Origin of the sequence: Streptomyces sp. NPDC017202, assembly GCF_044331705.1 — a bacterium.
Classification (GTDB): domain Bacteria; phylum Actinomycetota; class Actinomycetes; order Streptomycetales; family Streptomycetaceae; genus Streptomyces.
In genome coordinates, this window is the sequence record NZ_JBIRNP010000022.1 from 82,288 (window position 1) to 103,172 (window position 20,885).

Consider the following 20,885-nt stretch of genomic DNA (forward strand, 5'->3'; position numbering starts at 1 on the left):
ACCCCCGCGACGCGCGTGGCGGACGGGGGCGGCCGACGGCGCCGCACCACCACGGCCGACGCCCGGCCCCGCGGGGACCGCCTCAGGCGGTACGCGGGCGGGAGACCGGCCGGCCGTCAGGCCGAGACCCGCGGCTTCCCGGCCTCCCGGGGCGCGGGCAGCCGCACCGGGGGGGCCTCGCACTGCATCACCCGCGGCAGCCGCAGCGCCATCACCGCGCCCAGCAGCAACAGCCCCGCGCTCACCATCAGCGTCACGTGCAGTCCGTGCACGAAACAGTCCCGCGCCGTCTGCCGCAGGACCTCCCCGGCGGGCCCGCCGAGCCGCCCGGCCACCTCGTACGCCTCGCCCAGCGAGTTCCCCGCCGCGGCCGACGCCGCGGCCGGCACCCCCGGCACCGACGACAGCCCCGGCGCGTAGGCCGCGTTCATCACGCTGCCCAGCAGCGCGATCCCGATCCCGGCGCCCAGCTGGTACGACGTCTCGCCGATCGCCGCCGCCCCGCCCGCCTGCTCCGGCGGCGCCTCGCTCAGCATCGACTCGTACGCCCCGAACAGCGTCGTCTCCAGCCCGAACCCGAGCAGCAGGAAGCCGACCAGCAGCAGCGCCGGATTGTCCGCCCCGCCCATCGCGGTCAGGGTGACGACCGCCGCGGCGGTGAGGCAGAACCCGGCGCACACCATCCGCCGCGGCCCGAACCGCCGCAGCAGCCGCGCCCCGGCGAGCCCCGCGGCCATCGCCGCGAAGGTCAGGGGCAGCAGCCGCAGCCCCGTCTCCAGCGGGGACAGGTCCAGCACCAGCTGGAGGTACTGCGCCGCGATCAGTTCCAGACCCACCAGCGCCAGCATCGCCAGCACGATGCACCCCACCGCCGTGCCGAACGCGGGCCGCGCGAACATGCGCAGGTCCACCAGCGGATGCGCGCGCCGCCGCTGACGCCGTACGAACAGCACGATCAGCAGCGCGCCCACGGCCAGCGGCACCAGGGTGAGCGGACCCAGTTCGCCGCTGCCCAGCCGCTTCACGCCCAGGACGGCGCCGAACAGTCCGGCGGCGGCCGTCAGCGCGCCCACGACGTCCCACGGCCCCTCCCCGGCGCCCTTGGACTCGGGCAGCAGCAGCCGGCCCACCGGCAGGCTGACCAGCATCAGGGGGATGTTGACGAGGAAGACCGAGCCCCACCAGAAGTGTTCCAGCAGGAAGCCGCCGAGCAGCGGTCCGACCGCCGCGCCGACCGCGGCCACGGCGCTCCAGATGCCGATGGCGAGCGCCCGCTCCCGCCGGTCGGGGAAGACCTGGCGCAGGATGGACAGCGTCGCGGGCATGATCATCGCGCCGCCGACGCCCAGCAGGGCCCGCGCGAGGACGAGCACCTCCGCGCTTCCGGCGAACGCCGCGAGCGCGGAGGCCACGCCGAACAGCGCGTAACCGAGCAGCAGCACCCGTCTGCGGCCGATCCTGTCGCCGAGCGTGCCGAACAGGATCAGCAGCGAGGCGCAGACCAGGGGATAGGTGTCGACGATCCAGAGCAGTTCGATCGCGCCGGGCCGGAGGTCCTCGGTGACGGCGGGCACCGCCACGTGCAGCACGGTCGCATCGACGGCGACCAGGAGCAGGCTGACGCACAGCACCACCAGCACGACCCAGCGGTCGGCACCGGCCCCGGCCGCCCGACGGCGCCACCGAACGGCGGCCGTGGTCGTCCCGGACATGAACGTACCTCCCAGAGTTTCCTCGGTCCGGCGGGCTCGCGGGGTGGGGACTCCCCGGGGCTCGGCCGGAGAGGAGCGGTGGTCTCCGGCCCGCGCAACGAACGACGAGTGACACGCAGCGTACGCGAGTTCGCGCGTCGGCCACGTGGCGGACCTCTCACAGTTCCCCGCCGAACATGTGGCGTGCGCCACTCCCCTCACGGCCCGTCGCACCCCGGCGCACCCTCTGTTTCCGGGCGCCGCCGATAATCGCCCCGTGACCGATCTCGAGACCCGGGTGGCGCCGCCCGGCCCCCCGACCCTGCGCCGGGCGGCCCCCGCTCTCCTGGGGTACGCGGCCGTGCGCGCGCTGGGGCTGCTCACCCTGGCGGTGTGGAGCGCCGCGCGGGACAAGAGCGCGTACACCTTGCTGACGGCCCGCTGGGACTCCTTGTGGTACACCCGGGTCGCCGAACTGGGGTACGGCTACGAGGTGCGCCTGCCCAACGGCGACGTCCACTCCAACCTCGCCTTCTTCCCGCTGCTGCCGTGGCTGGAGCGGCTGGTCGCGGAGCTGACACCGCTGTCGTACGCCGACGCCGGTTTCGTCGTCTCCCTGATCTCCTCGCTCGCCGCGGCCTGGGGGATCTTCGCGGTCGCCGACCGTCTGTACGGGCGCCGGGCCGGGGTGTGCGCGGTGCTGCTGTGGGCGGTGCTGCCGGTCGGGATCGTGCAGTCGATGGCGTACAGCGAGTCGTTGTTCACCGCGCTGGCCGCCTGGTCGCTGTACGCGGTCCTCACCGGCCGCTGGGTGACCGCTGGCCTGCTGGCGTCGCTCGCCGGGCTGACCCGCCCGGTGGGGATCGCCGTGGTGGCGGCGGTGTGGGCGGCGGGCGTGGTCTCGTTCGTGCGAGAGCGGAGCGCGATGGACGCGCCGGGCGCGCGCACCGCCCCGCGCGCCCTGGGTCTTCTCCTCGCGCCCCTGGGCGCCGCCGGCTACGTCCTCTGGGTCGGCCACCGCACCGGGCGGGGGCCGCTCGGCTATCTCGACGTCCAGGCGGGCTGGCGCAACGGCTTCGACGGCGGTCACGCCTTCGCCCGGTTCGTCATCGCCAAGTTCACGTCGATCCCCTCGGCCTTCGCCGGTCTCGCCCTGGTCGTCGGCGTCGCCCTGCTGATCCGGCTCTACGTCGCCTGCGTACGCGGACGCCAGCCCCTCCCCCTGCTGGTCCACACGGGGATCGTCCTCGCGCTCGCGCTGTGCGCCTCCGGCTACTTCGGCTCCAAGCCGCGTCTGCTGCTGCCCGCCTTCCCGTTGCTGTTCCCCCTCGCCACGGCCCTCGCGCGGCTGCGGCCCTGGCGATCGGCCCTGGTCGTCGGCGGTGTCGCGGCGGCGTCGGCCGTGTACGGCGCGTGGTGGCTGAACGGCTCCGGTCCGCCCTGAGCCGTCCCGCCGGGCGGATGAGCGAACGGAGAATGGCGGCAGTGCATTCGGTGAACGCATTCATAAGTAAGTCAAAACCATCCCCCAGAATGATCAAAAGAATTGCGGGGAACGCGGTGCGGGGATTGCGGATTCCAGCGGAATATTCGCCCTCCTGAGAGCAATCCCACATCACATCGTCATCACAAAGCCGTGGGTTCGGCAGGTAACTGCGCTCACTCGCTGTAACGTCGATTGGGTGCGTACCGAACGAAACCTCACCCGTCTGGACCGGGTGTTCGCAAGGCTCGACCGTGAGCCGGAACGACCGGCCCACATCGATGTGCCGCAGATGAGCAGGCACCGGGTCGCGCTGTTCTCGGCGACCCTGGCCTTCTACCTGGCCATCGTGTGGCTCGTGGTGACCACCTCGTGGCTGGTCCGCCTCGACTGGCAGGTCATGTTCTTCCGGCCGTACCAGCAGTGGTCGGAGATCCACTGGTTCGTGGACTACTACGTGGTCCTCGGCCAGCGCGGACCCACCGCCGTCATGGTCTGCGCCTGGCTCGGCTGGAGATCCTGGCGCCAGCACACCCTGCGGCCCCTGCTCACGCTCGGCACGTCGCTGCTGCTGCTGAACATCACCGTCGGTGCCGCCAAGATCGGCATGGGCCGCCTCGGGCCGCACTACGCCACCGCCATCGGCTCGAACGAGATGGGCCTGGGCGGCGATATATTTCCCAGCGGCCACACCGCCAACGCGGTCGTGACCTGGGGAATCCTGGCCTATCTGGCCTCCACGCCACGAGCCCGCCGCTGGCTGTCCGCGCTCTCCGCGGTGACCTCGCTCGGCGTCGGCCTGGCCACGGTCTACCTCGGCACGCACTGGCTGAGCGACGTGGTCCTCGGCTGGGCCGCCGGCCTGCTGATCCTGCTGGCGCTGCCCGCGTTCGAGCCGCTGATCGCCCGCACCGAGGCCTGGATCTTCACTCTGCGTGACCGCCTGCGCGACCGCCGCGCGGCGACGGCGCCCGTCCCGACGCCGGTACCGGTGGCCGTGCCGCTCACGCAGCGCGCCACGGCCGGCCGGCCGGAGGAGACCACCGCGGGCCGCGAGGCGGCGGCCCGTCCGCCCAGGGCACCGGTCTACCTCGCCCCCGGCCCGCACACGACCCGCGCGGAGCGCGCCCCGGTCACCCCGACCGGCAGCCGCCGCCCGCCGCACGCGGACCGGCTTCCGCACGGTTCGGCCAACCCGGCCGCCCGACCCTGACCGGCGGCTGACCTGCTGCGCGGGGCCCACCGGTACGCACCCACCGGGCCCCGCGCCTCATCCCTTCCAGGCCCGTGTCACCCGGCCCTCGCTCACCTCGAAATTCAGCCGGCCCGCGCGGTACTCCATGGTGATGATCGTTCCGGGTGCCAGCGAACGCACCGTCGGCCACCCTCGCTCACGGGCGAGCCGCTCGGCCCGGCCGCTCTCGAGGCCGACGTATCCGTCCGGACTGTCCTGGGGCTCCGCTGGCGGAGTGGGAATCGGTGCCATACCCGCAACGCTAGGCCGGGGCCGCCGTTCCGGGAACCCCGAACGGGAGATGTGGATCACTACGGTCACACTTCTGTCACAGCATCACGACACGGGTTTCCGTACGAATCCATCACCCGAACGGGCGGTTTCGCAAGCCTTCCGCACCTATTCGACCGCCATTTCCGCGTGTCGCACCGGCTCCTTCCCGCACCCGGCGGAAAGTTCCCGGAGAACCGTTCCCGGATCCCGTTTTCTCTCGATTCCGCGGGGCCCCGCGAGCGGCGGATCCTCATAGGAAATACACGGCTCCCCCACACATCCTCCGTACGTCCTCCGTCGGGCGCGTGACGGCGCGAGCATCATGACGGCAGCCCGCGGGCACCCGTGCGGCGCGAGCGGGGCGGGACCCGGGACGCGACGAGCGAAGGGGCGAGCGAGCAATGGGGACGGAGACCGCGCCGGCGACGGCGCGCACCGCGGGCGGGAGGCGGGGCCGGGTGGTCGTCGACTGGCTGACCACCACCGACCACAAGAGGATCGGGCACCTCTACCTGATCACGTCGTTCGCGTTCTTCCTGATCGGCGGGGTCATGGCGCTGATCATGCGGGCCGAACTGGCCCGCCCGGGTCTGCAGATCGTGGACAACCAGCAGTTCAACCAGTTGTTCACCCTGCACGGCACGATCATGCTGCTGCTGTTCGCGACCCCGTCCTTCGCGGGCTTCGCCAACGAGCTGATGCCGCTCCAGATCGGCGCCCCCGACGTCGCCTTCCCCCGGCTGAACATGCTGTCGTACTGGCTGTTCCTGTTCGGCGGGGTGATCGTGCTCGGCTCGCTGCTGGTACCGGAGGGCCCGGCCGCCTTCGGCTGGTTCGCCTACGCGCCGCTCAACAACGCGACGCACTCCCCCGGCCTCGGCCCCGACCTGTGGATCATGGGGCTGGCGCTGGCCGGCTTCGGCACGATCCTCGGCGCGGTCAACTTCATCACCACCATCATCGGGATGCGCGCGCCCGGCATGACCATGTTCCGGATGCCGATCTTCACCTGGAACACGCTGTTCACGTCGATCCTGATCCTGCTGGCGTTCCCGGTGCTGGCGGCGGCCCTGCTGGTGCTCGAGGCGGACCGGCGGTTCGGCTCCCAGGTCTTCGAGGCGGCCAACGGCGGCGCGCTGCTGTGGCAGCACCTCTTCTGGTTCTTCGGGCACCCCGAGGTGTACATCATCGCGCTGCCGTTCTTCGGGATCATCACCGAGATCATCCCGGTCTTCAGTCGCAAGCCGATCTTCGGCTACCTGACCCTGGTCGGCGCGACGATGGCGATCACCGGGCTGTCGGTGGTCGTCTGGGCCCACCACATGTTCGCCACCGGCGCGGTGCTGCTGCCTTTCTTCTCGTTGCTGTCGTTCCTGATCGCGGTGCCGACGGGCGTGAAGTTCTTCAACTGGACCGGCACCATGCTGAAGGGCTCGCTCTCCTTCGAGACGCCGATGCTGTGGGCGACGGGCTTCCTGGTGACGTTCCTGTTCGGCGGTCTGACCGGGGTGATCCTGGCTTCGCCGCCCATGGACTTCCACGTCACCGACTCGTACTTCGTGGTGGCGCACTTCCACTACGTCGTCTTCGGCACGGTGGTCTTCGCGGTCTTCGCCGGATTCTTCTTCTGGTGGCCGAAGTTCACGGGCAAACTGCTCGACGAGCGGCTCGGCAAGATCCAGTTCTGGACGCTGTTCACCGGCTTCCACACCACGTTCCTGGTCCAGCACTGGCTGGGCGCCGAGGGCATGCCGCGCCGCTACCCGGACTACCTGGCAGCGGACGGCTTCACCGCCCTCAACACGGTCTCCACGATCGGCGCTTTCCTGCTCGGCCTGTCGACGCTGCCGTTCCTCCTCAACGTCTGGAAGACCGCCCGGTACGGCGAGAAGGTCGAGGTCGACGACCCCTGGGGCTTCGGCCGCTCCCTGGAGTGGGCGACCTCCTGCCCGCCGCCCCGGCACAACTTCACCACGCTGCCCCGGATCCGCTCGGAGTCCCCGGCGTTCGACCTGCGCCACCCCGAGTACGCGGCGCAGATCCCGCAGCCGGAGCCGAAGAAGCACCAGGCGGGCTCGTGAACGCGGCCCCGTGGGCCCGTCCGGCGTGCACACCGGGCGGGGCCACGGGGCCGGGCGCTGTCAGAAGTTCAGCCGCAGACCGGGCACGATCAGGTCGGGATTCCCGCCGATGGCCGTCTTGTTCGCGGTGTAGACCTGTTGCCAGGTGGTTCCCCGGCGCGCGGCGATCGTGCTGAGCGTGTCGCCGGCGCGGACGGTGTAGTCGCCGTCGCCGCGGGAGGACGTACCGCGGGAGCCGTGGCCGGGAGAACGTCCGGCGGCGTCGGCCGCCTTCGAGGAGCCTCCCGTGGACGAACCGTTCTTCGTCACGTTCTTCGACGACTTCTTCGACGACCCGTCGGTGGACGAGCCGCCCTGCGCGGGGCCGCTCGCGGCCGTGGGGGCGCCGCCGGAGGCCCCGGCGCGCGTGGAGCAGGTCGGCCACGCGCCCCATCCCTGGGAGCGCTGGACCTTGCCGGCGACGGCGATCTGCTGCTCCCTGGTGGCCTGGTCGGCGGTCGGCGCGTAGGCCGTGCCACCGTAGGCGCGCCAGGTGGAGGCGGAGAACTGGAGTCCTCCGTAGTAGCCGTTGCCGGTGTTGATGTGCCAGTTGCCGCCGCTCTCGCACCGGGCGATGCGGTCCCACACTCCGGCGTCCGCCGCGGCGGCGTCGCCGCCCGCGGCCAGCAGTCCCAGGGGGGCGAGAAGCGCCGCCCCGGCGAGGACCGCCGTCGTACGCGCCTTGGCGGCGCGAGCGTCGACGCGGGTGTCATCGGCACATTCGGACATGAGGATCCCTCTCTACGAACCCGGGTCTCCCCCCGAGCGGAGCGCGCCGTCCGCGCGGGAACGCGGTCGTCGTGCTCCGCCCCGTCCGCCGGCGGTGGTGCTGCGCGATGTCTGGCTCTGCGCGGCCGGCGGACGTACCCGGGCGGTGCTCGCTGCACACGGCCGAGCAATCTAGGGAATCCGACGGCCCGTCATCAATCAACACGCCGTCCCCGCAGGCCAGTTGGGCGTTACCGTCGGTATCGGCGAAATCAGGACACCTACTTCATTGCCTGATTTCCGGATTTGTCGACCGGTGCCGCGCCCCGCCTGTGTCCCACCTCACGCATTCAACTTCCGTGACGCTCTCGTTACTTGACGATGAGTGGCCGGTTCCGCGCGGATCGTGACCGTGCGCGCAGGCCGGTTCGATTCCCTTCGCCCCGCAGCGTGACCCCCGCCACAGCTCGCCCGTTGTCTCTGCATGAGCCGGGGAGCCACCCGGCCCGCCCACGCACCGCATCCGAGGGAGTCACCCGTGCCGCGCATGCTCGACGTCAGCGACGAGGTACGTGCCGAGATCGGCGCCGAAGAAGCCGACCGACTGATCGCCGGAGAGAACACCCCGGGCAGTTACGACTGCACGTCCTGCCGCACCCCGGGCGACTCCGAGTACGAGCGCACCAGCACCGTCCTGTTCATCGGGGACGAGACCGCCGTTCTCGCCTTCGCCCACGCCACCTGCCTGCCCTCGCAGATCGTCCAGGTCACCGAGGAGCAGCTCCAGGGCGCCGTCCGCTCCATCAGCGGCGACACCGCCGACCCGGACCACGGCAAGGTCGTGCCCGAGCAGGCCGTGCTCGGCGTGACCAGCGGACTCGTCCTGATCGCCGGGGAGTTGCACCCGGCCCTGGTCGTCGAGCCGACCGCGCCCGTCGTGCGGCCCGGCGCCACCGACATCGGCGACGACTTCCTGCCGCTCCTCATCGAACAGGGCTTCATGCCGCTGTCCGAGCTGTCCGAGGCGCCGCCCGTGCGGCACGGCTGGTCGGTGCTGCTGGCGATGGGGCAGCTGCACGCGGTGCTCCAGCCCTCGGTCAACGGCGGTCAGCAGGTGGCCTGGTGGCAGGCCCACCAGCCGTTGCAGGTGACGGAGGGCTGGCGGGCCGCCGCCAACAAGCACCAGCAGGTGCTGATGTTCGCGGCGCCGGTGGGGTCGATCGGCCGCCAGCCCCGGGAGGACCTGCTGCGGGACGCGCTGGACAAGGCCGCCGCGAACGGCCAGCTGGTCGGGGCGGCGCTGCCCCTCGCCGGAACCTGAGCCCGCGGGGCGCGGACGCGGGCCGCACCCCGCGCCTCCCGAAGACCGGTCACCGGCCGCATCCCCCGACCCCACACGTCGTTTGGACATACGTGCACACCTACGACGTTCCCCACCGCCAGCCCTACCCGATCCCGTCCGCGCGACCGGCCCAGGACTCCCAGGGCGGCCCCTCGGCCACGCCGATCTACGACGCGCTCTACGCCGAGTACGTCAAGTCGTTCCGCTCGCTGCCCGGTGACCGCAGCGGTGAGGACGATCTGGGGTTCACCGCCTTCGGGAACATGCCGCACGGCACGGGGTCGTACGCGGTGCCGCGGCCGGGGTCGTTCAGCAGCTCGTACAGCGCCTACAGCGCGGGCGCGCAGAGCGCACGGCTCGGGCAGCCGTCGCAGTCACCGGCACCGCCCCCGTCGCAGGAGCCGGGGCAGAGGCAGGAACAGCGACAGGAGCAGGAGCAGCAGCAGTCCCGGGCGCCGCAGTGGCAGCGGATCGGCCCGCTCGGGCAGACCGGCCGGCCGCCCACGACGACCGGGACGCACCGCGTCCCGGCGGCACTCCCCCCGGCACCCCGGCGGGGCGTCTGAGGCCCGCGGCGGACACGGCACGGCCGGAGGGCGGCACCCACCACGGGTGCCGCCCTCCGGCCGTGCCGTCAGGTCACTTCTTCTTGCCGCGCTTCTCGCGCACCCGCACCGAGATGTGGATCGGCGTGCCCTCGAAGCCGAACTCCTCGCGCAGCCGGCGCTCGACGAAGCGCCGGTAGCCCGCCTCGATGAAGCCGGAGGCGAACAGCACGAACCGCGGCGGCTTGGTGCCCGCCTGCGTGCCGAAGAGGATACGCGGCTGCTTGCCGCCCCGGATCGGGTGCGGGTGAGCGGCGACCAGCTCGCCGAGGAAGGCGTTCAGCCGGCCGGTCGGGACGCGCGTCTCCCAGCCCGCGAGGGCGGTCTCGATCGCCGGGACCAGCTTCTCCATGTGCCGTCCGGTGCGCGCCGAGACGTTCACCCGCGGTGCCCACGCCACCTGGGCCAGCTCGGTCTCGATCTCCCGCTCCAGGTAGTAGCGGCGCTCCTCGTCGAGGGTGTCCCACTTGTTGTAGGCGAGGACGATCGCGCGGCCCGCCTCCACCGCCGTGGTGACGATCCGCTGGTCCTGCACGGAGATCGACTCGGAGACGTCGATCAGGATGACCGCCACCTCGGCCTTCTCCACCGCGGCCGCCGTGCGCAGCGAGGCGTAGTAGTCGGCGCCCTGCTGGAGGTGGACCCGCTTGCGGATACCGGCGGTGTCGACGAACTTCCAGGTGACACCGCCCAGTTCGATCAGCTCGTCGACCGGGTCACGGGTGGTGCCGGCCAGCTCGTTGACGACGACGCGCTCCTCGCCGGCCACCTTGTTCAGCAGCGAGGACTTGCCGACGTTCGGGCGGCCGATGAGGGCGATGCGGCGCGGGCCGCCGACCGCCGTGCCGAAGGTCTGCGCGGGCGCCTCCGGCAGCGCCTCCAGGACCGCGTCCAGCATGTCGCCGGTGCCGCGGCCGTGCAGCGCGGAGACGGGGTGCGGCTCGCCGAGGCCCAGGGACCACAGGGAGGCGGCGTCCGCCTCACCGCTCAGGCCGTCCACCTTGTTGGCGGCGAGCACGACGGGCTTGCCGGCCTTGCGCAGCAGCCGTACGACCGCCTCGTCGGTGTCCGTGGCGCCGACCTTGGCGTCGACGACGAACACGACGGCGTCGGCGGCCTCGATCGCGTACTCGGCCTGCGCGGCCACGGAGGCGTCGATGCCGAGGACGTCCTGCTCCCAGCCGCCGGTGTCGACGACCTTGAAGCGGCGGCCCGCCCACTCGGCCTCGTAGGTGACCCGGTCGCGGGTGACGCCCGGCTTGTCCTCGACGACCGCCTCGCGCCGCCCGATGATCCGGTTGACGAGGGTCGACTTGCCGACGTTCGGGCGGCCGACGACCGCGAGGACGGGCAGCGGCCCGTGCCCGGCGGCCTCGATCGCTCCCTCGACGTCCTCGGCGTCGAAGCCCTCGATCGCGGCGAGCTCCATGAACTCCGCGTACTCGGCGTCGCCGAGCGCCCCGTGATCGTGCTCGAAGGAGTCCGAGCCGTCGGGCTGGATGTGGTCGTTCATGAAGTCCGTACCTCTGCGTTCATTCGTGGTGATCGGTGGAGCACCCGTTTTCGGCGGTTTGATCCACTACTCAGTGTCGCCCAGCGTCCGCCCGGACGCCCGGCGTTTTCGTACCTCTTCGTACCGTCGCGCCGCTACGCGTCGCGCCGCCGTCCGTCGTCCGCCGGGCGGCCGGTGAGCCGTCTGGCGTGTTCCAGGTGAGCCGCCAGTTGCTTCTGGATGCGCTCGGTGGCCTCGTCCAGCGCCTTGCGGGTGCGCCGCCCGCTGCCGTCGCCCGCCTCGAACGGGTCGCCGAAGACGACGTCGACGCGGGAACGCAGCGGGGGCAGCGCCTTGAACAACCGTCCGCGCCGCTCGGTGCTTCCCAGGACGGCCACGGGGACGATCGCCGCCCCGCTGCGCACCGCGAAGTAGGCGAGCCCCGCGCGCAGGGAGGCGAAGTCGCCCTCGCCCCGCGTGCCCTCCGGGAAGATCCCGAGGACGCCGCCGGCCTCCAGCACGCCCAGCGCGCGGGTGATGGCCTTGCGGTCGGTGGTGTCCCGGTCGACCTTGAGCTGACCGATGCCGGTCAGGAACGGGTCGAGGGGGCCGACGAACGCTTCCTTCTTGATCAGGAAGTGCGTCGGCCGGGGGGCCACGCCCATGACCATCGGCCCGTCGATGTTGTGGGAGTGGTTGACGGCGAAGATCACGGGGCCGGTCGCCGGAACCTTCCAGGCGCCCAGCACCCGCGGCTTCCACAGCCCGAACATCAGGCCGACGCCGATGCGCCGCCCGACCTCCGCCCCTCTCTCCGAGGGCAGCTCGCTCACCTCGCCGCCCGCTTCTCCCCGACGAGGGTGACCACGCACTCGATGACCTGGGCCAGCGTCAGCTCCGTGGTGTCCACCTCGACGGCGTCGTCCGCCTTGGCGAGCGGGGAGGTCTTGCGGGAGGAGTCGGCCGCGTCCCGCTTGATCAGCGCCTCGCGGGTGCTGTGCACGTCCGCGCCCTTCAGCTCGCCGCTGCGGCGGGCGGCGCGGGCCTCCGGCGAGGCGGTGAGGAAGATCTTCAGGTCGGCGTCGGGCAGCACGGTCGTCCCGATGTCCCGTCCCTCGACGACGATGCCCCGCTCGGCGGAGGCCGCCAGCGACCGCTGCAGCTCGGTGATCCGCGACCGCACCTCGGGTACGGCGCTCACCGCGCTGACCTTGGAGGTGACCTCCTGGGTGCGGATCGGGCCGGCCACGTCGACGCCGTCGACCGTGATCGTCGGGTCGGCCGGGTCGGTGCCGGAGACGATCTCGGGCTTGCCGGCGACGGCGGCGATCGCCGTGGGGTCCTCGATGTCGATCCCGTTGCTGACCATCCACCACGTGATCGCCCGGTACTGGGCGCCGGTGTCCAGGTAGCTCAGCCCGAGCTGGGCGGCCACGGCCTTGGACGTGCTCGACTTGCCCGTGCCGGAGGGACCGTCGATGGCGACAATCACGGGCTGGGCGGCGCCGTTTTCCACGGGAGGACACCTTCCTGGTGCGAGGCGGTGGGCTGCGGGACGACAACGTGCCCCGCACAAGGTTACTGGCTGCGGGTCACTCGTCCGGCCGACGGCCGCGGAGGGGGCCGGACCGGCACGGTTTCCCGGCGCGGGCCGGGCCCCCGGACGCCGGGTGCCTACTGCCGCAGCGCCCAGCCCCGCTCCCGCAGCGCGGCGCTCAGCACGGTCACCGCCTTGGGCTCCACCATCAGCTGCACCAGGCCGGCCTGCTGCCCCGTCGCGTGCTCGATGCGCACGTCCTCGATGTTGACCCCGGCCCGGTCGGCGTCGGCGAAGATCCGGGCCAGCTGCCCCGGCTGGTCGTCGATGAACACCGCCACGACCTCGTACGCCCGCGGAGCGGACCCGTGCTTGCCGGGGACCCGGACCTGACCGGCGTTGCCCCGCCGCAGGACGTCCTCGACGCCGCCGGCGCCGGCGCGCCGCTCGTCCTCGTCGGAGGACTGCAGGGCGCGCAGCGCCCGGACCGTCTCGTCGAGGTCGGCGGCGACGTCACCGAGCAGGTCGGCGACCGGTCCGGGGTTCGCGGAGAGGATGTCGATCCACATCCGGGGGTCGGAGCCGGCGATCCGGGTCACGTCCCGGATGCCCTGCCCGCACAGCCGTACGGCGGCCTCCTCGGCGTTCTGCAGGCGGGCGGCGACCATGCTGGAGACCAGGTGGGGCATGTGCGAGACGAGCGCCACGGCCCGGTCGTGGGCGTCGGCGTCCATCACCACGGGGACGGCCCGGCAGTGCGAGACCAGCTCCAGGGCGAGGTTCAGCACCTCGGTGTCGGTGTCGCGGGTCGGCGTCAGCACCCAGGGGCGGCCCTCGAAGAGGTCGGCGGTCGCGGCCAGCGGGCCGGACTTCTCGCGGCCCGACATGGGGTGGGTGCCGAGGTAGGCCGACAGGTCGAGGCCGAGCGCCTCCAGTTCCCGGCGCGGCCCGCCCTTGACGCTGGCGACGTCGAGGTAGCCGCGGGCCGCGCCCCGGCGCATGGCGTCGGCGAGCACGGCGGCCACGTGGGCGGGCGGGGCGGCGACGATGGCGATGTCGACCGGGTCCCGGGGGGCGTCGTCGGTGCCGGCGCCGAGCGCCGCCGCCGTACGGGCCTGCTCGGGGTCGTGGTCCTCCAGGTGGACGACGACGCCGCGCTGGGCGAGGGCGAGGGCCGCGGAGGTGCCGATGAGTCCGGTGCCGATGACGAGCGCGGTCCTCACTGGGCGATGTCCTTGCGCAGGGCGGCCGCGGCGCCGAGGTAGACGTGGTTGATCCCGGAGCGGGGCCGGTCCGACTCGATGTGCGCGAGGACGCGGACGACCCTCGGCATGGCGCCCCGGACGTCGAGTTCCTGGGCGCAGATCAGCGGTACGTCGACGATGCCCAGCTTGCGCGCGGCGGCGGCCGGGAAGTCGCTGTGCAGGTCGGGGGTGGCCGTGAACCAGATGCTGATCAGGTCGTCGGGGGCGAGGGCGTTCCGCTCCATGACGGCGGTGAGCAGGGCCCCGACCCGCTCGTCCATGTGCCCGGCCTCGTCCCTGTCCAGCTGGACGGCCCCCCGGACCGCTCGTACCGCCACGGCGCTGCTCCTCGCTCACGTAGGTCACGGCTCTTCGCCGCCCAGCGTAGTCAGCGCGGGGCGGCCCGGAGCACGGCGCCCGCCCGCTGAGACGGGCCCCGTGCGAGCAGCCGGCCCCACGGGCCCGGGTCGCGCCCCCGGTGCCGCCCTGTCCCCTCGCGGCGGGCACGGCGGCGCGAGGTGAGCGGGAGCAGTGGCCGGTGGTCAGTGGTCCCACAGCGCCCCGAGGGTGACCAGCTCGCTCCGGTGCTCGATCCGGTCCGCCCACTCCGTCGGCCAGGCGTCGGCCCCGGCGTACGCGCCCGCGAAGGCACCGGCCAGACAGGCGATGGAGTCGGAGTCGCCGGCGGAGCAGGCGGCCCGGCGCAGTGCGGTGACCGGCGCGTCGGGGAAGAGCAGGAAGCACAGCAGCCCGGTCGCCAGCGCCTCCTCGGCGATCCAGCCCTCCCCGGTGGCCAGGCACGGGTCGGTCTCCGGCGAGGGGCTGCGCAGGGCGTCCTGGAGCCGCTCCAGGACGCCCAGGCAGTCGTCCCAGCCGCGCGCGATGAAGTGCTCCGGGGTCGGGTCCTGGGAGCGGGTCCACAGGTCGCCGAGCCAGCGGTGGTGGTAGCGGGTGCGGTTGTCGAGCGCGTAGGACCGCAGCAGTCCGACGAGGCCCGTCGGTTCGGCGCCGTCCGCGAGCAGCCGTACGGCGTGGGCGGTGAGGTCGGAGGCGGCGAGCGCGGTGGGGTGACCGTGGGTGAGGCCGGACTGGAGCTGCGCGGCACCGGCCCGCTGCTCGTCGCTGAGGCCGGGGGCGAGGCCGAGGGGCGCGACGCGCATGTTGGCGCCGCAGCCCTTGGAGCCGATCTGGGCGGCGTCCTGCCACGGGCGCCCCTCGTCCTCCAGCAGGCCGCAGGCGGTCAGGCAGGTCCGGCCGGGGGCGCGGTTGTTCTCGGGCGAGCGGTACCAGGCCACGAACTCCCCGCGCAGCGGCCGCTCCAGCCCGGGCGGCTCGAGCGGCCCGCGGTCCATGGCCGTGCGCAGGGCCCGGGCGACGGCCAGCGTCATCTGCGTGTCGTCGGAGACGAAGGCCCGCCCCGGCAGCTCCATCTGCCGCCACGGCCCGCATTTGGCGAGGATGGAGGGGACGTCGTTGAACTCGGTCGGAAAGCCGAGTGCGTCCCCCAGCGCGAGGCCCAGCAGGGCCCCCGTCGCGGCGCGCTTCCTGACGGTCGTGGTGGTCATGCGGAACGTCCTTCCCGGGGCGGTCGCAGCAGGGGCGGGTGGAGGGTGGTGGCGGTGCCCGCGCGGTAGAGGGCGGCCGGTTTGCCGCGGCCGCCGGTCAGCCGCGCGGGGCCGCCGGGAACGGGGTCGACGAAGCCGGGGGTGGCGAGGACCTTGCGACGGAAGTTGGGCCGGTCCAGGCCGGTTCCCCAGACCGTCTCGTAGACCTGCTGGAGCTCGCCGAGGGTGAACTCGGGCGGGCAGAAGGCGGTCGCGAGACAGGTGTACTCGAGCTTGGCGCCGACCCGTTCGTGGGCGTCGGCCAGGATCCGGTCGTGGTCGAAGGCGAGCGGCGGGGCGTCGTCGTAGGGCCGCCAGCGGGCCTGGGCCGCGTCGCCGCCGCCGCGTGGTTCGGGGGCGTCGGGCAGCAGGGCGGCGAAGGCGACGGAGACGACCCGCATGCGGGGGTCGCGGTCGGGCTCGCTGTAGGTGCGCAGCTGTTCCAGGTGGAGGCCGGAGACGTCGGCGAGGCCGGTCTCCTCGGCGAGTTCGCGCCGGGCGGCGGCCTCGGCGGACTCGTCCGGCAGCACGAACCCGCCGGGCAGCGCCCAGCGGCCGAGGTACGGCTCCTGTCCGCGCTCGACGAGCAGCACGTGCAGGGCGCCCGCGCGCAGGGTGAGGACGGCGAGGTCCACGGTGACGGCGAAGGGCTCGAAGGCGTGCTTGTCGTAGTCCCGCATCCACCCACCCCCTTTTAATAGTCGCACCGACCATAAACCTGACCGGTGCCCGGGCACAAGAAAGCGGCCGGTCCCGGAAATCCGGAACCGGCCGCTCCAACGGGCCGCCCTACAGGTCGACTTCCTTCATCAGCATGCCGACCTCGGTGTTGGACAGCCGGCGCAGCCAGCCCGACTTCTGGTCGCCCAGGGTGATCGGGCCGAAGGCCGTGCGGACCAGCTTGTCGACCGGGAACCCGGCCTCCGCGAGCATCCGGCGCACGATGTGCTTACGGCCCTCGTGGAGGGTGACCTCGACGAGGTAGTTCTTGCCGGTCTGCTCGACGACCCGGAAGTGGTCCGCCTTCGCGTACCCGTCCTCCAGCTGGATGCCGTCCTTGAGCCGCTTGCCCAGGTCGCGCGGGATCGGGCCCACGATGTGCGCGAGGTAGACCTTCTTCACGCCGTACTTCGGGTGCGTCAGGCGGTGTGCCAGCTCACCGTGGTTGGTGAGCAGGATGACGCCCTCGGTCTCGGTGTCGAGCCGCCCGACGTGGAACAGGCGGGTCTCACGGTTGGTGACGTAGTCGCCGAGGCACTGCCGGCCCTCGTTGTCCTCCATCGTCGAGACCACGCCGGCGGGCTTGTTGAGCGAGAAGAACTGGTACGACTGCGTCGCCACGGTCAGTCCGTCGACCTTGACCTCGTCCTTCTCCGGGTCGACCCGCTTGCCCTGCTCCAGGACGATCTCGCCGTTGACCTCGACCCGCGCCTGCTCGATCAGCTCCTCGCAGGCCCGCCGGGAGCCGTAGCCCGCGCGCGCGAGGATCTTCTGGAGCCGCTCGCCCTCCTGCTCGGCGCCCGGGAAGGTCTTGGGCAGCTTGACGTCCTTCTTGGCCGCGTACCGTTCGCGGTTGCGCTCCTCGGCCCGCGTCTCGTACTCGCGCGAGGTCGCCGGAGCCGACGGCCCGCGCTGCTGGGGCTTCTTCGGACCGCCCTTGGCGCCGCCGCGGGCCGCGCCCCCGCGGCCCGCCTTCGGGCCCTCGTGAGACGCGCCGGGGCCCACGTCGTAGCGGCGCTCCTCGGGGCGGGGCTTGCTGGGACGGCCCTGGGCCTGGCCCTGCCCCTGCCCCCGGCCCTGGGCCTGTCCCCGGCCCTGGCCCTGCTTCTGGCCCCTGTTGTTGCCGGCGCCGCGGGGGTTACCGCGCCCACCGCTCCTGCCGCTACCGCTGCCGCTGCTTCGCATCAGATTTCCGTCGTCGTCGTGTCCGTCGTGGGACCGTCGTCCGCATCCGGGGCGTCCGGATCGAACGACGGTACGGCTTCCTGGGTCTCGGCCTCGATCGCCTCCGCCTCAGGGAGGAAGGGCGCGAGCTCCGGGAGCTCGTCCAGACCGCGCAGGCCCATCCGCTCCAGGAAGTAGTTCGTCGTCCTGTACAGGATCGCACCTGTTTCGGGTTCCGCGCCCGCCTCCTCGACCAGACCGCGCTGGAGCAGGGTGCGCATCACGCCGTCGCAGTTCACTCCGCGCACCGCGGAGACCCTGCTGCGGCTGACCGGCTGGCGGTACGCGACCACCGCGAGGGTCTCCAGTGCCGCCTGGGTCAGCCGGGCCTGCTGGCCGTCCAGGACGTACCGTTCGACGGCCGGGGCGTAGTCGGCCCGGGTGGAGAACCGCCAGCCGCCGGCGACGAACCGCAGCTCGAAGCCGCGCCCCTGCACGGTGTACTCGTCGGCCAGCTCCCGCAGCGCGTCCGCGACCTGGCGGCGCGGACGCTCCACGATCCTCGCCAGGTGCTCCTCGGTGGCGGGCTCGTCCACGACCATCAGCACGGCCTCCAGGGCGGGCTTGAGGTCGAGGCCGGCGACGGTACGCGGTCCGGCCGGGGCCGCCGGGGCCCCCACGGTCTCCTCGCTCACGGCTTGTGCTCCTCCTCGGTCTTCTCCGGCGGCCGGTCGAACTCGTCGGTCACCCTGGGCCGGTCGTCCCCGTCGCCGCCGGTCCAGCGCACCAGCAGGTCTCCGAGCGCGGCCTCCTGGTCGAGGGCGACGGCCTTCTCCCGGTACAGCTCCAGCAGGGCCAGGAACCTCGCCACGACGGTGAGGGTGTCGTCGGTGTCCTCGACGAGCGTGCGGAAGCTGGCCTCGCCGAGCCGCCGCAGCCGTACGACCACGATCTGGGCCTGCTCCTGCACGCTGACCAGCGGTGCGTGGATGTGGTCGACGTACACCTGCGGCTCGGGCCTGGGCTGCATGGCCTTGACGGCGAGCCTCGCGAAGCCCTCCGCGCCGATGCTGATGACGACCTCGGGCAGCAGTTCGGCGTGGTGCGGTTCGAGGCCGACGGTCCGCGGATGACGGCGGGCCTCCGCGTCCAGCCGTTCCCGGAAGATGTCGGCGATCCGCTTGTACGCGCGGTACTGCAGCAGCCGGGCGAACAGCAGGTCGCGGGCCTCGAAGAGGGCCAGGTCCGCCTCGTCCTCGACCTCGGCGGCGGGCAGCAGGCGGGCCGCCTTCAGATCGAGCAGCGTCGCGGCGACGACGAGGAACTCGGTCGTCCGGTCCAGGTCCCAGTCGGGGCCCATCGCCCGGATGTGCGCCATGAACTCGTCGGTGACCTTCGACAGCGCGACCTCGGTGACGTCCAGCTTGTGCCGGGAGATCAACTGGAGCAGCAGGTCGAAGGGGCCCTCGAAGTTGGCGAGCCGTACCTGGAAGACCCCGTCGGGGACCTCCTGGGCGTCGCCCCGGCCGTCGCCCCGGACGCCGTCCCGGGAAGCGCCGACGGGCTCGGCGGCGGGTTCCGGCGCGGGCATCGGTTCCGGCTCCCGTACCGGCTCCGGTACGGGTTCAGGTACGGGCACCGGGGCCGGGACAAGCGTCGGCGTCGGTTCCCGCGCCGGTACCGGTTCCGGCACCGCAGGCGCCGCCCCCGGTCCCCGCCCCAGCGCGCGCCGACGGCCGGCGGGTGCGCCGGAGCCGGAGCCGGAGCCGGAGCCGGGGCCGGGATCGTTCGAGGTCATGGCCTCGCAGGCTACCGCTACCGCCCGCGAAGTCGTCGTACGAGGATGCTGGCGTCTCCGCGGCTCTCCAGGTCGGCGAGGACGACGGCGACCGCCTCGCGGACGATGCGTCCGCGGTCGACCGCGAGCCCGTGTTCGCCGCGGAGCACCAGGCGGGCGTGCTCGAGGTCCATCAGTTCCTCGGCGGACACGTACACGGTGATCTTCTCGTCGTGCCGTTCGCGGCCGCTGGGCCGGCGGGCGGAGGCCCGTCCGCGTTTGCGCGACGAGGCGTCGTCCTGGGTGGCAGAACCTTCCTGCGCGCCCGGTCGGGGACCGGAACGCTCCCCGGTGCCCCGGGTGCCGCCCTGCTCGGTGCCGGCCGCCGCGTGTTCGGCCCCCTCGCCGTCCCCGCCCTGTGCGGGTACGGCGTTCGGCGCGTCGTCGGCGGGACCGGCCGCCGCCCCGTCGCGCTCCCCCGTCGGGGCGGGTACCCGGGCCTCGCCGCCCGCGGGGCGCCGGGGTGCGGACGGCTGGAGCGCCGTTCCCCCTGTCGTGCGGAAGAGTTCGTCGGCCCCCGGCAGACTCACTCGGCGTGACACCGGGCGAGCACCTCCCTGGCGAGCTGGCGGTAGGCGGCGGCGCCGACGGAGTTGGAGGCGTAGGTGGTGATCGGCTCACCGGCGACCGTGGTCTCCGGGAAGCGGACCGTGCGCCCGATGACCGTGTGGTAGACGTGGTCGTCGAAGGCCTCGACGACCCGCGCCAGCACCTCGCGGCTGTGCACCGTGCGCGAGTCGTACATGGTCGCCAGGATCCCGTCGAGCTCCAGCTCCGGGTTGAGCCGTTCCTGGACCTTCTCGATGGTCTCCGTCAGCAGGGCGACACCGCGCAGCGCGAAGAACTCGCACTCCAGCGGCACGATCACCTTGTGGGCGGCGGTGAGCGCGTTGACGGTGAGCAGGCCGAGCGAGGGCTGGCAGTCGATCACGATGTAGTCGTAGTCGTCCATCAGCGGCTTCAGCGCCCGCTGGAGCGTCGACTCGCGCGCGACCTCGGAGACCAGCTGGACCTCGGCGGCGGACAGGTCGATGTTGCTGGGCAGCAGGTCCATGTTGGGGACCGCCGTCTTCAGGAGCACCTCGTCGGCCGACATGCCCCGCTCCATGAGCAGGTTGTAGACCGTGAGGTCGAGCTCCATGGGGTTGACGCCCAGACCGACCGACAGCGCGCCCTGCGGGTCGAAGTCCACGAGCAGTACCCGGCGGCCGTACTCCGCGAGCGCGGCACCCAGGTTGATGGTCGACGTGGTCTTGCCGACGCCGCCCTTCTGGTTGCACATCGCGATGATCGTCGCGGGACCGTGGTGGGTCAGCGGTCCCGGGATCGGGAAGTACGGCAGCGGGCGACCGGTCGGGCCGATGCGCTCGCGGCGCTGGCGGGCAGCGTCGGGCGCGAGGGTGGCCGCGTACTCGGGGTCGGGCTCGTACTCGGCGTCGGGGTCGTAGAAGTGCCCTTCGGGCAGTTCGTCGTAGTCGGCGAAGTGGTTGCGGGGCGCGCCACTTCCGTCGCCGGCCATGGCGTTCACGTGATGGCCATCCATGCTCTGGGGTGCTGACAGAGCCGTGTGGGGGCTTGACTGGCTCTGGTGGGCTGCGAAGGTTCGGACAGCGACGGAGCCGACAGCCTCGAGCCCCGTGGAGCCCTGACTCCGCGTAGGCATTCCTGGTTGACCACCCCCGGGAGAAAATGTCGACTCATTCACAAGTCGTCTTACCTCCTTGGTGACCAGGAAACTTCTAGACAAGGTCAGCGTGGCACCATGCCGACGGTTGGCGACTCTATGGCGTGTCGGGTGTTCGCAGCAACACAATCCGCCGGACCCGACTCG

At 72.5% G+C, this 20,885-nt stretch carries 20 protein-coding genes; 5 read left to right on the forward strand and 15 right to left on the reverse strand.

Annotated elements, in window-relative coordinates; genetic code table 11:
* Positions 1 to 116: 116 nt before the first annotated feature.
* Complete coding sequence (locus ACH4N1_RS29755; RefSeq protein WP_398102088.1) at positions 117 to 1,712, reverse strand: MFS transporter; 1,596 nt, start codon at positions 1,710 to 1,712, stop codon at positions 117 to 119.
* Between the two features lie 256 nt (positions 1,713 to 1,968).
* Here ACH4N1_RS29755 and ACH4N1_RS29760 point away from each other — a divergent pair, with 256 nt between their 5' ends.
* Together ACH4N1_RS29760 and ACH4N1_RS29765 are read left to right on the forward strand one after the other, a co-directional pair.
* Complete coding sequence (locus ACH4N1_RS29760; RefSeq protein WP_398102091.1) at positions 1,969 to 3,135, forward strand: glycosyltransferase family 39 protein; 1,167 nt, start codon at positions 1,969 to 1,971, stop codon at positions 3,133 to 3,135.
* A gap of 238 nt (positions 3,136 to 3,373) precedes the next feature.
* A complete protein-coding gene (locus ACH4N1_RS29765) occupies positions 3,374 to 4,387 on the forward strand; it encodes a phosphatase PAP2 family protein (RefSeq protein WP_398102094.1) in 1,014 nt (337 codons plus the stop codon).
* Positions 4,388 to 4,444: 57 nt separating this feature from the next.
* Here the strand turns inward: ACH4N1_RS29765 and ACH4N1_RS29770 are convergent, their stop codons facing one another.
* The gene (locus ACH4N1_RS29770) at positions 4,445 to 4,660 is read right to left on the reverse strand and encodes an I78 family peptidase inhibitor (RefSeq protein ID WP_398102097.1); all 216 of its coding nucleotides are present in this window, start codon (positions 4,658 to 4,660) and stop codon (positions 4,445 to 4,447) included.
* Positions 4,661 to 5,082: 422 nt separating this feature from the next.
* Here ACH4N1_RS29770 and ctaD point away from each other — a divergent pair, with 422 nt between their 5' ends.
* Complete coding sequence (gene ctaD, locus ACH4N1_RS29775; protein WP_398102100.1) at positions 5,083 to 6,762, forward strand: cytochrome c oxidase subunit I; 1,680 nt, start codon at positions 5,083 to 5,085, stop codon at positions 6,760 to 6,762.
* A 60-nt stretch (positions 6,763 to 6,822) separates the two neighbouring features.
* On the opposite strand, the gene ACH4N1_RS29780 is transcribed toward ctaD, so the two are convergent.
* Positions 6,823 to 7,530: a transglycosylase family protein gene (locus tag ACH4N1_RS29780; RefSeq protein ID WP_398102103.1), complete on the reverse strand. Its 708-nt coding sequence runs from the start codon at positions 7,528 to 7,530 to the stop codon at positions 6,823 to 6,825.
* 517 nt (positions 7,531 to 8,047) lie between these two features.
* Between ACH4N1_RS29780 and ACH4N1_RS29785 the strand changes: the two genes are divergently transcribed.
* Together ACH4N1_RS29785 and ACH4N1_RS29790 are read left to right on the forward strand one after the other, a co-directional pair.
* Complete coding sequence (locus ACH4N1_RS29785) at positions 8,048 to 8,830, forward strand: hypothetical protein (RefSeq protein ID WP_398102106.1); 783 nt, start codon at positions 8,048 to 8,050, stop codon at positions 8,828 to 8,830.
* A gap of 92 nt (positions 8,831 to 8,922) precedes the next feature.
* On the forward strand, positions 8,923 to 9,417 hold the full coding sequence (locus tag ACH4N1_RS29790; RefSeq protein WP_398102109.1) for a hypothetical protein: 495 nt from the start codon (positions 8,923 to 8,925) through the stop codon (positions 9,415 to 9,417).
* A 73-nt stretch (positions 9,418 to 9,490) separates the two neighbouring features.
* Here ACH4N1_RS29790 and der read toward each other — a convergent pair whose 3' ends face one another.
* The 12 genes from der to ACH4N1_RS29850 all read right to left on the reverse strand — a co-directional run bounded on the left by der (position 9,491) and on the right by ACH4N1_RS29850 (position 20,717).
* Positions 9,491 to 10,969 (reverse strand): ribosome biogenesis GTPase Der, encoded by a 1,479-nt coding sequence (gene der, locus ACH4N1_RS29795; RefSeq protein ID WP_398102112.1) that lies wholly within the window; start codon positions 10,967 to 10,969, stop codon positions 9,491 to 9,493.
* Between the two features lie 134 nt (positions 10,970 to 11,103).
* Complete coding sequence (locus ACH4N1_RS29800) at positions 11,104 to 11,781, reverse strand: lysophospholipid acyltransferase family protein (protein ID WP_398102114.1); 678 nt, start codon at positions 11,779 to 11,781, stop codon at positions 11,104 to 11,106.
* Entirely contained in the window at positions 11,778 to 12,464 is a 687-nt protein-coding gene (cmk, locus tag ACH4N1_RS29805; protein ID WP_398102116.1) for a (d)CMP kinase, read from the reverse strand. Before cmk ends, ACH4N1_RS29800 begins: the two co-directional genes overlap by 4 nt.
* A gap of 158 nt (positions 12,465 to 12,622) precedes the next feature.
* Positions 12,623 to 13,708, reverse strand: coding sequence for a prephenate dehydrogenase (locus tag ACH4N1_RS29810; RefSeq protein ID WP_398102119.1), 1,086 nt, complete (start codon positions 13,706 to 13,708; stop codon positions 12,623 to 12,625).
* Positions 13,705 to 14,067, reverse strand: a complete 363-nt coding sequence (aroH, locus tag ACH4N1_RS29815; RefSeq protein ID WP_398102122.1) for a chorismate mutase — start codon at positions 14,065 to 14,067, stop codon at positions 13,705 to 13,707. Before aroH ends, ACH4N1_RS29810 begins: the two co-directional genes overlap by 4 nt.
* A gap of 204 nt (positions 14,068 to 14,271) precedes the next feature.
* Positions 14,272 to 15,294 carry an ADP-ribosylglycohydrolase family protein gene (locus ACH4N1_RS29820; RefSeq protein WP_398102125.1) on the reverse strand — a complete coding sequence of 341 codons (1,023 nt, stop codon included), beginning with the start codon at positions 15,292 to 15,294 and terminating at the stop codon, positions 14,272 to 14,274.
* Positions 15,291 to 16,013 (reverse strand): NUDIX hydrolase, encoded by a 723-nt coding sequence (locus ACH4N1_RS29825; protein WP_398102128.1) that lies wholly within the window; start codon positions 16,011 to 16,013, stop codon positions 15,291 to 15,293. Before ACH4N1_RS29825 ends, ACH4N1_RS29820 begins: the two co-directional genes overlap by 4 nt.
* 109 nt (positions 16,014 to 16,122) lie before the next feature.
* Complete coding sequence (locus ACH4N1_RS29830) at positions 16,123 to 17,238, reverse strand: pseudouridine synthase (protein ID WP_398102131.1); 1,116 nt, start codon at positions 17,236 to 17,238, stop codon at positions 16,123 to 16,125.
* A complete protein-coding gene (gene scpB / locus ACH4N1_RS29835; protein WP_398102134.1) occupies positions 17,238 to 17,912 on the reverse strand; it encodes an SMC-Scp complex subunit ScpB in 675 nt (224 codons plus the stop codon). The genes ACH4N1_RS29830 and scpB overlap by 1 nt, the downstream gene beginning before the upstream one ends.
* Positions 17,909 to 19,015, reverse strand: coding sequence for a segregation and condensation protein A (locus ACH4N1_RS29840; RefSeq protein WP_398102137.1), 1,107 nt, complete (start codon positions 19,013 to 19,015; stop codon positions 17,909 to 17,911). Before ACH4N1_RS29840 ends, scpB begins: the two co-directional genes overlap by 4 nt.
* 17 nt (positions 19,016 to 19,032) lie before the next feature.
* Positions 19,033 to 19,596, reverse strand: a complete 564-nt coding sequence (locus tag ACH4N1_RS29845) for a hypothetical protein (protein WP_398102140.1) — start codon at positions 19,594 to 19,596, stop codon at positions 19,033 to 19,035.
* Positions 19,581 to 20,717 (reverse strand): ParA family protein, encoded by a 1,137-nt coding sequence (locus tag ACH4N1_RS29850; RefSeq protein ID WP_398102143.1) that lies wholly within the window; start codon positions 20,715 to 20,717, stop codon positions 19,581 to 19,583. The genes ACH4N1_RS29845 and ACH4N1_RS29850 overlap by 16 nt, the downstream gene beginning before the upstream one ends.
* Positions 20,718 to 20,885: the final 168 nt, after the last annotated feature.

Excerpts from the sequence above, each read along its gene's own strand:
- ACH4N1_RS29755 (WP_398102088.1), bottom strand. The coding sequence starts at position 1,712 with ATGTCCGGGACGACCACGGCCGCCGTTCGGTGGCGCCGTCGGGCGGCC.
- ACH4N1_RS29770 (WP_398102097.1), bottom strand. The coding sequence starts at position 4,660 with ATGGCACCGATTCCCACTCCGCCAGCGGAGCCCCAGGACAGTCCGGAC.
- ctaD (WP_398102100.1), top strand. The coding sequence starts at position 5,083 with ATGGGGACGGAGACCGCGCCGGCGACGGCGCGCACCGCGGGCGGGAGG.
- ACH4N1_RS29780 (WP_398102103.1), bottom strand. The coding sequence starts at position 7,530 with ATGTCCGAATGTGCCGATGACACCCGCGTCGACGCTCGCGCCGCCAAG.
- der (WP_398102112.1), bottom strand. The coding sequence starts at position 10,969 with ATGAACGACCACATCCAGCCCGACGGCTCGGACTCCTTCGAGCACGAT.
- ACH4N1_RS29820 (WP_398102125.1), bottom strand. The coding sequence starts at position 15,294 with ATGACCACCACGACCGTCAGGAAGCGCGCCGCGACGGGGGCCCTGCTG.
- ACH4N1_RS29825 (WP_398102128.1), bottom strand. The coding sequence starts at position 16,013 with ATGCGGGACTACGACAAGCACGCCTTCGAGCCCTTCGCCGTCACCGTG.
- ACH4N1_RS29830 (WP_398102131.1), bottom strand. The coding sequence starts at position 17,238 with ATGCGAAGCAGCGGCAGCGGTAGCGGCAGGAGCGGTGGGCGCGGTAAC.
- ACH4N1_RS29840 (WP_398102137.1), bottom strand. The coding sequence starts at position 19,015 with ATGACCTCGAACGATCCCGGCCCCGGCTCCGGCTCCGGCTCCGGCTCC.
- ACH4N1_RS29850 (WP_398102143.1), bottom strand. The coding sequence starts at position 20,717 with ATGCCTACGCGGAGTCAGGGCTCCACGGGGCTCGAGGCTGTCGGCTCC.